The organism is Bacillus sp. EKM202B (genome assembly GCF_011066025.1).
Lineage (GTDB): Bacteria > Bacillota > Bacilli > Bacillales > Bacillaceae_G > Bacillus_A > Bacillus_A toyonensis.
The window spans coordinates 349613-361834 of the sequence record NZ_JAAMNK010000001.1; the positions used below are offsets into that span (position 1 = coordinate 349613).

Below are 12222 nucleotides of genomic sequence, written 5' to 3' on the forward strand. Positions count from 1 at the left end.
ATGCTTACTTTCAATTAGGGAGGAATTTAAAATGGCAATTCAAACAAGTAACTTAGGTTATCCACGTATCGGACTACAACGAGAATGGAAAAAAACATTGGAAGCTTTTTGGTCCAATAAAATTGATGAAGAACAATTTTTAACAACGATGAAAGAAATTCGCCTTCAACACGTAAAAGTACAGCAAGAAAAAGGAATTGAACTCATTCCAGTCGGCGATTTTACATATTATGATCACGTTCTGGATACTGCTTATATGTTAGGTTTTATCCCGTCACGTTTTTCTGAGTTTACATCTTACCTTGATGTATATTTTGCAATGGCGCGTGGCTCTAAAGATCACGTAGCTTCCGAAATGACTAAATGGTTTAACACAAACTATCATTATATTGTTCCTGAATATGAAGAGGGATTACAAATCTCTTTAAAAGATAATCGTCCACTTCGCTTATACGAAGAGGCAAAACAAGAATTAGGCGTAGATGGAAAGCCTGTTATTTTAGGACCATATACTTTCTTAAAATTAGCAAAAGGCTATAAACAAGATCAATTTGCTACTATTTTAAAACAGTTAGTTACACCTTACGTACAACTACTTTCAGAACTACATGCGGCTGGTGCACAAATCATTCAAGTTGATGAACCGATTTTCGCTTCTTTAACTAAAGAAGAAATTCAGCATGCGAAAGAAATTTATGAAACTATTCGTAAAGAAGTTCCAAACGCGAATCTTCTTTTACAAACATATTTTGATAGTGTAGAAGAAAACTATGAAGAAATTATTACATTCCCTGTATCTAGTGTTGGTTTAGATTTCGTCCACGGTAAAGAAGGTAATTTAAATGCTATTGCGAAATACGGATTCCCAGCTGACAAAACTTTAGCAGTCGGTTGTATAGATGGCCGTAACATTTGGAGAGCGGACCTTGATGAAATTCTTACGTTATTTACAACGTTACAAAAACAAGTCCAAACAAAAGATTTCATCGTTCAGCCTTCTTGTAGTTTAATGCATTCACCAATTGATAAAACCGAAGAAACTCACTTATCGACTGAACTATTTGATGCGCTAGCATTTGCAAACCAAAAATTAGAAGAACTAGTTCTTATTCATTCTGCTTTGACTCAAGGTACAGAAAGCATTAGTAACGAACTTGAAACATATCGCAATGCGCACCATACAATACGTTCATCTGCTGCACGTAACCGAGAAGATGTCAAAGCAGCACGAACAGCACTAAAAGAAGAAGATTTTTCACGCCCTCTTCCATTTGAAAAACGATACGAATTACAACAAGTTGCTCTGCAGTTACCGTTGTTACCAACAACAACTATCGGTAGCTTCCCGCAAACAACTGAAGTTCGTCAAACGCGAAAAGAATGGCGTAACGGCGTTATCTCAAATGAACAATATGAGCAATTTATTGAAAAAGAAACAGAAAAATGGATTCGTTACCAAGAAGAAATCGGTCTTGATGTTCTTGTTCATGGTGAATTTGAAAGAACTGACATGGTCGAATACTTCGGTGAACGTCTTGCTGGTTTCTCCTTCACTAAAAACGGTTGGGTACAATCGTATGGTTCCCGTTGCGTGAAACCACCTGTTATTTATGGTGATGTTGCCTTTATAAATGGAATGACTATTAAAGAAACTGTATATGCACAAAGCTTAACAGAAAAAGTAGTAAAAGGTATGCTAACTGGACCTGTCACTATTTTAAATTGGTCATTCGTTCGAAATGATATTTCAAGAAAAGAAGTTTCCTATCAAATTGCATTAGCACTTCGTCATGAAATTGAATTACTTGAATCGTCTGGAATTAGAGTAATCCAAGTCGATGAGCCAGCGCTTCGTGAAGGAATGCCACTAAAAGAAAAAGATTGGGATGCATATATTACATGGGCAGTTCAATCCTTCCTTTTAGCAACATCTTCTGTAGCCAATGAAACGCAAATTCATACGCACATGTGTTACAGTAACTTCGAAGATATTGTAGATGCTATTCGTGCATTAGATGCGGATGTCATTTCTATCGAAACATCACGTAGTCACGGAGAATTTATTGATACATTAAAACATACAACATATGAAAAAGGGATCGGTCTAGGGGTATACGATATTCATAGCCCACGTGTACCGAGTAAAGATGAAATGTTTGAAATCGTAGAACAATCTTTACAAGTATGTGATCCTAAATATTTCTGGATTAATCCTGACTGTGGTTTAAAAACAAGAAAAACGGAAGAAGTTATTCCAGCTTTAGAACACATGGTGCAAGCAGCAAAAGATGCTCGTTCCCTTTTAAAAACAAATGCATAACAAAAATGGGTTATCCTTCCTTAGGATAACCCATTTTTTATTCTTTACTTTCAAAAAAGAATTCGTATTGTAGTTTATATAACTCATCATCCGTTGGTTCTTCAAGAGGAATTACCTGCAATACAACTGTATACTCACCATTTGGAATAGGAATTTGAAATTTATTTGAAAGAATACTCGTTACAACGATACATTCATTTTTAATTGTAAAAGGAACCGTAACTGTTCTAATTACTTCTTCTTTCTCAATATGTTTTCCACAAGTCACTTTTATTTCACAAGTATAATCAGAAAGTGCTTCAAAAATAACAGTTCCATCCGCCTTAGCATAACCTCTATCAAAATCTTCATCCGTCCAGTCTACGTAAGGCTGTTCACCGTCATAGTTCATCAACATTAATTGTGAATAAGAAATTGTTAACTCCATCGTTCCCCTTCTCCTTCATTATAAAATATGTAACACTACTTCACTTCAAATTTCACACGCGTACCATCTGGATATTTATCTAACTTATTTCCTACCCAAGAACCTGCTCCGCGATTATCCGCTGGACTTATATATTCAATATGCGCCCCTTTTCCGCCTTCTTTACACATCGCCATTGGCCATTCATCACGATCATAGCCTTTTTTTGATGGATATGGAGCTAACGATAATTTCCTTCTATCTCCAGCACCACCACGATCAATTGTACAAACTTCTGAATGTCCTTCTTTTATAGCATCCGTAATATGTTTCCCTGTCTCTGGATATCGCTCTTTCGGAAATTCTAGAACTTGATCATACGCATTCGTTTTTTTGATACTTGTTTCCTCTGGAACAAGTACTTCATACACCGCTACTACAATAGAAAGAATTGCAATAATTGAAATGATAATACCTTTTAATTGCTTCATGTATACCTCCATGATTCTACCAGTTTCTTTTCCTCCGTTATTATAACAAACTTCTCCTGTATATGTTTTCAGACATTATTTTAGCTCTTCTTCGCCATTCCGCCAAAAATCTCTCATTTTTCTTCATCTTTTCACTAATGCTGTAGAAAACTAATAACCTTCCGACATTCTTTTTCAAAGGAAGTCCTCATAAAAAGATTGAAATGATATATACGATACTTTTTGGGGAGGAAATAACATGGAAGCTATCTATAAAACAAAAGATGTCACGAATAAAACAGGCATCCCAAAACATATAGTCCGTAAATATAGTCAACTGTTAGAGGAACATGGGTATATCATTTCAAAAACAGCTGATGCTCGTATTTATAAACTGGATGATTTAAAACTATTGAAATCTATACATGAAAGAGCTGCTAAACTGCAAGAAGATATTTCAGAAACGATACCTATTATTTTAAAAGAAAAAGAGGCCCCGCCTGTACCCGCTATACAAGATAAGCAAGAAATACAAACGAAAGAAAAAGAAGATGGGCGTAACTTTGAGGAGTTCATGTTAAAACTCGAAATGCTCGCTCAATTAAATGAAGCAATTATTCATCAAAATTCTACTCTAATTACACAAAATCGTTTGAAAGATGAAAAATTAGATGAATTGATGCAACAAGTTTATGTAAAAGAAGGCTCTCAAGAAAAAATGCTACAAGAGTTAGTTGATCACGCCGCTCAAACAGATGCCTTGCAAAAAGAAAAGATGGACTTATTAATGAATCATATGTATAAACGAGAATCCAAGCAAGAAGAAAAAATGAATAAACTCGTTAATCAAATTTACAATAAAGACAGTAACCGTGATACACAACTTATGCAAGTTATTCGCGAAATTCAAGAAACAAAAAGAATGGTCGCCGCCTCAAAAGAACAAGGTTTCTTCCATTCATTTAAAAGTTTATTTAGCCGAACAAAACAAGAAAGAACAAACGAATAAACAATATACAATAAAAAGTTACCTTCCATCGGTAACTTTTATTCCTTATTTCTTACAGCTGGTAATATAATAATCGCTTCAGTACCTTTTCCGCTTTCGCTTTTATATTCCAGTGTACCATTATGCGCTTGTAAAATACTAAATGTCACCATAAGTCCTAATCCTGTCCCTTTTTCTTTTAAAGAATAATACGGTTGTCCAAGCCTTGCTAACTGTTCTTTTGTCATACCAACGCCACTATCTTTAACTCTTATTACGATTGTTTCGTCTTTTTGAACAGCCGTTACTTTTAAATATCCTTTATTTCCTTGAATTGCTTCAATACCATTTTTAACAACATTCATAATAGCTTGCTTCAATTTCGTCTTATCACCAATCGTATAAAGGCTCTCAGAAATCTCAACTTGCAAATATACACCTTGCATCGCTGCAAATGATGACATTAAAGTAGTCATTTCTATAAGTTGCGCGGATAAACAAATGTGTTCTTTTTTCTCAATTTGCGGTCTTGCTAAATTTAAATAATCTGAAATAATTTGTTCCGCCCGATCTAATTCAGCTAATACGAGACGCATATAGTCCTTATTCTTCATTTCTTCCGTACTTTCTAGCAATTGGATAAATCCACGAACAACAGTGAGCGGATTTCGAACCTCATGTGCAACACTTGCTGCTAATTCACTTACGATATTAAGTTTTTCTGATTTTTGCATCTCAGTACGTAGTAATGCGTTTTCATTTAAATATTCCGTTAAATACACCTGAAATACCATAGTCATAACCATAATAAGCGAGGCAAATATAAATCCGCTATATATTTGCGAAATATACGGTGTAAAACCTGTTTCTAACAGCACATTAATTATACCAAATACTAGAAAAACCAACACATAAAATGACGAAATCATAAATGCTAAAATTAGCTTCTTACCCCTTGAAAAAAGAGACCATTTCTTTGATAAGAACAATGGAACTATCAATAGAAATATTACTTCTACAACTGGAAGAATGCTCATTCCTTTTAGTGCCCATTCATATGTAACAAAAATAACTGCTGGGATTAAACCGACAATCCCACCATATAAAAAACCACTGACAATTGGGATTGGGTGAAAGTTATACCCGCAAACATTGTCAAAACAAATAGAATATGTCATGGAGAGAACGAGCGTAACGCTAGATAAAAACATAATAAAGTAACGATTCGGCTTCGGAGGCATTTCTTGATAGCGATTTAAACGAATCGCTTCATATAAAAATAATGGCAAAATAATGATGGCAATTTGGATCAATAAATCACGGATAAGCTCCATAGCCTCTCATCCCCTATATGTATTTTGATATGATTATATCATTTTATTAGTGTATTTGTTTTAAAATTTTGATTTTTCTTAACATATTTGTTAATTCTTTGTTAACAACACATATTAATTGTTACAGATTTTCGAAATGATTGTAAACCCTGTACCAAATTTCCTTCATGCAGTATACAATGAATACGGATTACAAAGAAAATATAAAAAATACTTCACTAGACGGACAACTATAGTAAAATACAGCATATAATCCATACTATCTATGTTTACAAATAAGTGATCATTACTTTAGTAGGAGGAAGATAAATATGGCAGGTACTACGCTTGTTTTAAAAGAAGAAAATTTGGTAGTTCTAGAAAATGTTGAAAAATCAGTGTATGAGGAATTACAGCATAAAACAGGAGAAGCAGATTGCACATGTGCTGTGAACGAATCAGTTGTTCACCTTGGCAAAGTATCCTCTGTACTTTGGAATGAAGATGAAATAGATTGGGAATACGGATACTAAAAAGTCGCTTATAGCGGCTTTTTTTCTGTTCTCTCTTTCTAAATTTCATATACAAAGCGCAATCATAGAAAGTATGATAAAATGAACTTAATTTTCAAACGGAAGAAAGGGAGATACAATGGAACAATTCATTAATCCTAGAGTAAAGGACATCCAAATTTCTGGAATCCGCCAATTCTCTAATATGATTCAAAACTATGATAATCTTATCTCTTTAACAATTGGGCAACCCGATTTCCCTACACCTTCTCTCGTAAAAGAAGCGGCAAAACGGGCCATTACAGAAAATTATACAAGCTACACACATAACGCTGGTTTACTAGAATTACGAAAGGCCGCTTGTAACTTTGTAAAAGATAACTACGATTTACATTATTCAGCTGAAAACGAAACCATCGTTACAATCGGTGCTAGTGAAGCAATTGACGTTGCATTCCGAACGATTTTAGAGCCCGGGACAGAAGTAATTTTGCCTGCTCCTATTTATCCAGGTTACGAGCCTATTATTCGACTATGCGGCGCAACGCCAATTTTTGTAGATGTTCGTGAAACTGGATTTCGTTTAACTGCTGCAGCACTAGAAAATGCTATTACAGAAAAAACGAGATGCGTCGTACTGCCATATCCTTCTAATCCAACTGGTGTAACTTTATCAAAAGAAGAATTAAAAGATATTGTATCAGTCTTAAAAGATAAAAATATTTTTGTTCTTTCAGATGAAATTTACAGCGAACTTGTATACGAAGAAAAACACACATCTATCGCCCATTTCCCAGAAATGCGTGAAAAGACGATCGTCATTAACGGTTTATCTAAATCACATTCTATGACTGGCTGGCGTGTTGGACTTTTATTCGCACCAAACTATTTAGCAGGACATATTTTAAAAGTTCATCAATACAATGTAACATGTGCTACTTCAATCGCCCAATATGCCGCAATCGAAGCATTAACTGCCGCTAAAGACGCACCGAAGATGATGCGCCACCAATACAAAAAACGCCGTGATTACGTATATAATAGACTCACTCAAATGGGGCTAACAGTTGAAAAACCAACAGGTGCATTTTACTTATTCCCATATGTTGGCCATTTAACATCTTCATCATTTGATTTTGCACTTGATCTAGTAAAAGAAGCTGGACTAGCCATCGTTCCTGGAACAGCATTTTCTGAGTATGGTGAAGGTTATCTTCGCCTTTCCTATGCATATAGTATCGAAACTTTAAAAGAAGGCTGTGATCGTTTAGAAGCCTTTCTACAAAAAAAAGCTAAGAGTTAAACTCCTAGCTTTTTTTATGCATAATGATCACATGTTTGACGCTTCAATAATTTATGCGGAATAATGATACACTTGGCAGTAGATTCAGCATTCTCCACTTTATCAACTAAAGCTTTTGCTGCTTCGTATCCTAACTGATATATATTCACATCAACTGTTGAAAGCGGCGGACTCGCAATTTCTGATAATAAAGCATTATTAAAGCTTACAATTGAAACGTCTTTCGGTACAACGAATCCTTTTTTAGAAAGCGCACTTAACACACCAAGTCCAATTAAATCATCCGTAGCTATAATTGCTGTCGGTGGTTGTTTTAGTCCCATTAACTCTTCAACAGCTTGTTGACCACTTTCCCTTGAAAAATCAAAATGTAAAATATACTCTTTCGGTAATACAATGTCTGCTAATTTTAAAGCATCACTCATACCTGCTAAACGATCTCTTGTTACAAGTAAATCTGAGCCACCACCAATGAACGCGACCTGTTTATGTCCTAGTGAAATTAAATATTCTGCCACTTCTCTTGCAGCTGTATAATTGTCATTATCTACATATGTGATTTCATCTTTTCGATCATATGGTTTTCCAATTAAAACAAACGGGAAGTTTTGGTCATGCAAGTATTGAATAATCCGATCGTTCTCTCTTGAATATAAAAGAATAATACCACCAATTTGACGCCCTTGTACCATTTTTACAACACCATTAAAAATTTCATCTTCCGTTTCACCTGTCGACATATAAAGTGCATACCCTTCCACATGTGCAAATGAACTAATTCCTCTTATAACTTCCGGGAAAAACGGATTTTGAAAAGCTTTACTTGCAGAGCTTGGCATAACAAGACCAAGTGTCTTCGTCGTTTGGTTCGCAAGGTTTCTTGCATTTAAATTTGGATGATATCCTAATTCACTCATTACTTTTCGAACACGGCGCTTTGTCTTTTCACTTATACTTGGATTATCAGCAATTACACGAGAAACAGTTGATGGTGCTACGTTCGCCTTCTTCGCCACATCTTTAATTGTAACTGTCATAAAAAATCCCCTCCTCTCACTTCTCTGCCATTTTTCATATATTTTATCTTGCACTCGTTGCAAGTCATAGGAGAAGTCATAAACTTTCATTCATTTATTTATTTTATCTTGCAAAACTTATCATATTCTCCCTCTCCATGTATTGTAAGGGATATAGCTCTTTTTTCCTATACTATAATATACTATTTATTTCACTTATTTTCACATGTGATGTCAAATCTCTTTTCATCTCCCTATAAAGCTTTTTATAGGGAGATGAAAAGAAAAATGGGACGTAATGTCCCATTTTTCATCCTTTCGTACCTCCAGCTGTTAAACCAGAGATAAAGTATTTTTGTAGTGATAGGAATAAAATTGAAATTGGGATTGCAATTAATACTGAACCCGCTGCAAACGTCGTAAATTCATTACCAAATTTCTTCGCTACCATTTCATATAATCCAACTGCTAAAGTATAATTTTCTGGTGTGCGCAAAATGATACTCGCTAAAATGAAATCTGTAAATGGACCGATGAAAGTGAATAACGCTACAACCGCTACGATTGGCTTTGCAAGCGGCATAATGATTTGCCAAAAAATACGAAAATGCCCTGCTCCATCCATACGAGCTGACTCATCCAATTCTTTCGGAATCGTATCAAAATACCCTTTCATAAGCCATGTATTCATAGGGATTGCCCCGCCTACATAAATTAAAATTAATGCAAGGTGTGTATCAATTAATCCTGTTAACTGCGCTAATACGTATAGAGCGATTAACGCTGCAAAGTTCGGAATCATTTGCAGAATTAAAAATGTTAGTAAGCCATTTTTTCTTCCAACAAAACGGTATCTCGAAAATGCATAAGCAGTAAAACTAATTGCTAACACTGAGAAAATCATCGTTAAAACACTTACTTTTAATGTGTTTTTATACCATAGTAAGTAATTACTATTCTCTAGATCTAATAACTTACGATAATGATCTAACGTTGCATTTTGCGGAATAATACTTGATCCAGATAAACTATCACCCGGATTAAACGATGAGCCAATAATCCATAATAATGGATAGAAAATTATGGCACACATTACAAAAATAACGAAATAGCTTAATGAGAGACGTAACATCTTCTGTCTTTTAATATTCATTTACATCATATCCTCTTCTTGGAATGATTTTGTTCTCTTAAATTGCCATAACGCAACTGTAATAACGATTAACGATAAAATCATTGTAAGAGCTGCTGCTTTCCCGTACTGCGCTGAAGTCATCGTCAACTTATAAATCCATGAAATTAAAATATCTGTTCCACCTGCATCTTGTCCAGCTACAGCAGGACCTCCGCCGTTAAATAGATAGATAATACTAAAGTTATTAAAGTTAAACGTATATTGCGTAATTAATATTGGTGCTGTTGCATATAAAACAAGTGGCAATGTAATTTTACGAAACTGTTGCCAAGCTGTCGCTCCATCTACTGTAGCCGCTTCATATAATTCTCCTGGAATCGATTGCAAAATACCTGTTGTCATTGCAAAGACGAATGGGAACCCAAGCCACGTTTGAATCATAATTAAAGCTATCTTCGCCCAAAATGGATCTGTCATCCAAGCTATCTTTTCAATTCCGAATAACGCCAATACTTGATTGTTAATTGCTCCAAATGTTTCATTAAACATACCAGAGAAAACAAGAATAGATACGAATGCTGGAACAGCCCACGGTAAAATGAAGATTGTTCGAATAATTGCCTTCCCTTTAATACCAGGCTGATTTACGATAATCGCTAAAAAAATACCGAGTGCAACTTGTAATGTCGTTGCAACGAATGTCCAAATGACCGTCCAAGAGAATACACTTAAAAATGTCTCTCTCCACATCGGTAGTGTGAAAATATCAATAAAGTTTTTAAAGCCCACCCAATCTACTAATTTAGCTGGAGGAGAATGATATAAATCATAGTTCGTAAATCCAATTAAAATTACGAAAATGATTGGAAATACAACAACAAAGATAAGTAGTAGAAAACCTGGCGAAACCATTAAATACGGAAAGCCTTGATCTAATAAATTACGGTATTGCTCTTTTACAGAGTTTAAAGGTGTTCCGATATCACGTTTCTTTCCATTTTGATACGCATCATATAAATTAAATGCATATATTCCGAGTCCAAACCCGATAACGATAAGTGCTAAGATCCCTTCCACTAATAGAAAGACAGAATGATCACGTGGAACTTCTGTACCAAGCGTTACAATCCCCCATAATCCCATATTTAATAAATCAGCAAAGGCTACAATAAATGAACCTGTTAATACTAGAAAAATAAGACCTTTTACAAATTGTTTATTATACATTTGGCCCACGCCCGGAATGATTGATAACATGGTTGCCATTTTCCTATGTTTTGAACCGTTCATATCTTTCATTGGTTCCATAGATGTTTGCATATTCCTTCCCCCTTTTTTCTTCCTACTTGGAAGGGAGAGAATTCGTGCCCCTCATATTAGAGGCACGAACTTCACCTTATTTTTTCTTGTTATGATTTGCCTCAATATTACCTTTAATTTGCTTCACTGCACTATCAAGAGCTGCTTTTGGCGCCTCTTTATCTGTAACAACTAATTGAAGGGCATCTCCAGCTGGTTTCCATACTTCTTGCATTTCTGGAATGTTTGGCATTGGAATTCCATTTTCTGATTGCGTTGCAACCGCTTTTGCAGCTTCGTTATCTTTAATAATCGGATCTTCCATTACTGATTTTACTGGCGGAATTTCTTTCGTTTTCTCAAATCTAATTTTCGCGTTTTCTTCATTCGTTACCCATTCAGTGAATTTAGTAGCTAAATCATTTTGTTTAGAGAAGCTTGTTACATGCCATCCTTTTACCCCAACGAACGTTTTCATCGGTTGACCATTTGGTAATTTTGGCATTGGAGCAACACCATAATCAATTCCGTTCTTTTCCATCGCTTGGAACGCCCATGGTCCGTTCATGATAGAAGCTGCTTTTCCTTCATTAAATAATCCATCAGCAGCAGGTCCACCAGATTCACCGATAATACCTTTCGGGAATAGTTTTTCTTTGTACCATTTCTGAAGATATTCAGCACCTTGTACAGCACCACTATTATTTAACCCAACATCACTTGCATTTGGTTTTCCATCTTTTTCACCAAACACATAACCACCCATACCTGCCATGAATGCATTAGCAAAGTAGAAATTATCTCCTAATGTTAAAAATCCGTACTTGCCATCCTTTGTAAAATCTTTTGAGAAGTTAAACAATTCGTCCATTGTTTCTGGTGCTTTTTGCATAAACTTTTTATTGTAAATAAAGACTGGTGTTTCAATCGCTTTTGGTAAGCCATATAGCTTCCCGTTATATGTCTGTGCTTCTATTGATAAATCAGTAAACTTACTCTTAACAGCATCATCTGCTTTCACTTCAGAAAGTAAGCCCTCTGTTACTGCATTTCCGATTTGATCGTGTGGCAATGTTACAACATCCGGTCCAGTCCCCGCTGGTCCATCAAGACGTAACTTCTTCACTTGATCTGTCATTTGCATTTCAACAACTTTTACTTTTACTTTATATTTTTCCTCAAAGCTTTTCACTGCTGGTTCTAAACCAACGCCTTTTTTATCATCTTCCCAAACGAGAAGGTCATAGTCTTTCTTCGCTTTACTTTCCTCTTTTTTCCCTGAATCTTTCGGCCCACATGCAGATAACATACCAATTGATAATGCCGAAACCGTTAATAATGATAATGCTTTCTTCATCCCAAAAAACCTCCCTAAATTGTCTATGTACCTTACTAATTGAAAACGTTTGCATTTGAAAGTTTAATAGAAGCGCAAACCTTATCTCAAATCTATGAAAACG

The 12222-nt window shown here is 35.2% G+C and carries 11 protein-coding genes; 4 read left to right on the forward strand and 7 right to left on the reverse strand.

Annotated features, from left to right (window positions below):
• Positions 1-31: 31 nt before the first annotated feature.
• Complete coding sequence (gene metE, locus G9F74_RS01785) at positions 32-2320, forward strand: 5-methyltetrahydropteroyltriglutamate--homocysteine S-methyltransferase (RefSeq protein ID WP_001007623.1); 2289 nt, start codon at positions 32-34, stop codon at positions 2318-2320.
• A gap of 37 nt (positions 2321-2357) precedes the next feature.
• On the opposite strand, the gene G9F74_RS01790 is transcribed toward metE, so the two are convergent.
• Both G9F74_RS01790 and nucA read right to left on the reverse strand, forming a co-directional pair.
• Positions 2358-2747, reverse strand: coding sequence for a competence protein ComJ (locus tag G9F74_RS01790; protein ID WP_000424018.1), 390 nt, complete (start codon positions 2745-2747; stop codon positions 2358-2360).
• A gap of 35 nt (positions 2748-2782) precedes the next feature.
• Positions 2783-3217, reverse strand: coding sequence for a DNA-entry nuclease (nucA, locus tag G9F74_RS01795; protein WP_000811503.1), 435 nt, complete (start codon positions 3215-3217; stop codon positions 2783-2785).
• A gap of 238 nt (positions 3218-3455) precedes the next feature.
• On the opposite strand from nucA, the gene G9F74_RS01800 reads away from it, so the two are divergent.
• Positions 3456-4205, forward strand: a complete 750-nt coding sequence (locus G9F74_RS01800) for a DUF3967 domain-containing protein (RefSeq protein WP_000387496.1) — start codon at positions 3456-3458, stop codon at positions 4203-4205.
• A gap of 38 nt (positions 4206-4243) precedes the next feature.
• On the opposite strand, the gene G9F74_RS01805 is transcribed toward G9F74_RS01800, so the two are convergent.
• On the reverse strand, positions 4244-5518 hold the full coding sequence (locus G9F74_RS01805) for a sensor histidine kinase (protein ID WP_000420365.1): 1275 nt from the start codon (positions 5516-5518) through the stop codon (positions 4244-4246).
• Positions 5519-5829: 311 nt separating this feature from the next.
• Between G9F74_RS01805 and G9F74_RS01810 the strand changes: the two genes are divergently transcribed.
• Both G9F74_RS01810 and G9F74_RS01815 read left to right on the forward strand, forming a co-directional pair.
• Positions 5830-6030: a hypothetical protein gene (locus G9F74_RS01810; RefSeq protein WP_000929282.1), complete on the forward strand. Its 201-nt coding sequence runs from the start codon at positions 5830-5832 to the stop codon at positions 6028-6030.
• Positions 6031-6148: 118 nt separating this feature from the next.
• Entirely contained in the window at positions 6149-7312 is a 1164-nt protein-coding gene (locus G9F74_RS01815; RefSeq protein WP_000434560.1) for an aminotransferase A, read from the forward strand.
• A 14-nt stretch (positions 7313-7326) separates the two neighbouring features.
• Here the strand turns inward: G9F74_RS01815 and malR are convergent, their stop codons facing one another.
• The 4 genes from malR to G9F74_RS01835 all read right to left on the reverse strand — a co-directional run bounded on the left by malR (position 7327) and on the right by G9F74_RS01835 (position 12119).
• Positions 7327-8349, reverse strand: coding sequence for a maltose operon transcriptional repressor MalR (gene malR / locus G9F74_RS01820; protein WP_000219032.1), 1023 nt, complete (start codon positions 8347-8349; stop codon positions 7327-7329).
• A gap of 289 nt (positions 8350-8638) precedes the next feature.
• On the reverse strand, positions 8639-9481 hold the full coding sequence (gene malD, locus G9F74_RS01825) for a maltosaccharide ABC transporter permease MalD (protein WP_001022595.1): 843 nt from the start codon (positions 9479-9481) through the stop codon (positions 8639-8641).
• Positions 9482-10783, reverse strand: a complete 1302-nt coding sequence (gene malC, locus G9F74_RS01830; RefSeq protein ID WP_001195001.1) for a maltosaccharide ABC transporter permease MalC — start codon at positions 10781-10783, stop codon at positions 9482-9484. It lies immediately after the preceding gene.
• Between the two features lie 76 nt (positions 10784-10859).
• Entirely contained in the window at positions 10860-12119 is a 1260-nt protein-coding gene (locus tag G9F74_RS01835) for an extracellular solute-binding protein (protein ID WP_000709915.1), read from the reverse strand.
• Positions 12120-12222 lie beyond the last annotated feature (103 nt).

Excerpts from the sequence above, each read along its gene's own strand:
- metE (WP_001007623.1), top strand. The coding sequence starts at position 32 with ATGGCAATTCAAACAAGTAACTTAGGTTATCCACGTATCGGACTACAA.
- G9F74_RS01790 (WP_000424018.1), bottom strand. The coding sequence starts at position 2,747 with ATGGAGTTAACAATTTCTTATTCACAATTAATGTTGATGAACTATGAC.
- nucA (WP_000811503.1), bottom strand. The coding sequence starts at position 3,217 with ATGAAGCAATTAAAAGGTATTATCATTTCAATTATTGCAATTCTTTCT.
- G9F74_RS01800 (WP_000387496.1), top strand. The coding sequence starts at position 3,456 with ATGGAAGCTATCTATAAAACAAAAGATGTCACGAATAAAACAGGCATC.
- G9F74_RS01805 (WP_000420365.1), bottom strand. The coding sequence starts at position 5,518 with ATGGAGCTTATCCGTGATTTATTGATCCAAATTGCCATCATTATTTTG.
- G9F74_RS01810 (WP_000929282.1), top strand. The coding sequence starts at position 5,830 with ATGGCAGGTACTACGCTTGTTTTAAAAGAAGAAAATTTGGTAGTTCTA.
- G9F74_RS01815 (WP_000434560.1), top strand. The coding sequence starts at position 6,149 with ATGGAACAATTCATTAATCCTAGAGTAAAGGACATCCAAATTTCTGGA.
- malR (WP_000219032.1), bottom strand. The coding sequence starts at position 8,349 with ATGACAGTTACAATTAAAGATGTGGCGAAGAAGGCGAACGTAGCACCA.
- malD (WP_001022595.1), bottom strand. The coding sequence starts at position 9,481 with ATGAATATTAAAAGACAGAAGATGTTACGTCTCTCATTAAGCTATTTC.
- malC (WP_001195001.1), bottom strand. The coding sequence starts at position 10,783 with ATGCAAACATCTATGGAACCAATGAAAGATATGAACGGTTCAAAACAT.
- G9F74_RS01835 (WP_000709915.1), bottom strand. The coding sequence starts at position 12,119 with ATGAAGAAAGCATTATCATTATTAACGGTTTCGGCATTATCAATTGGT.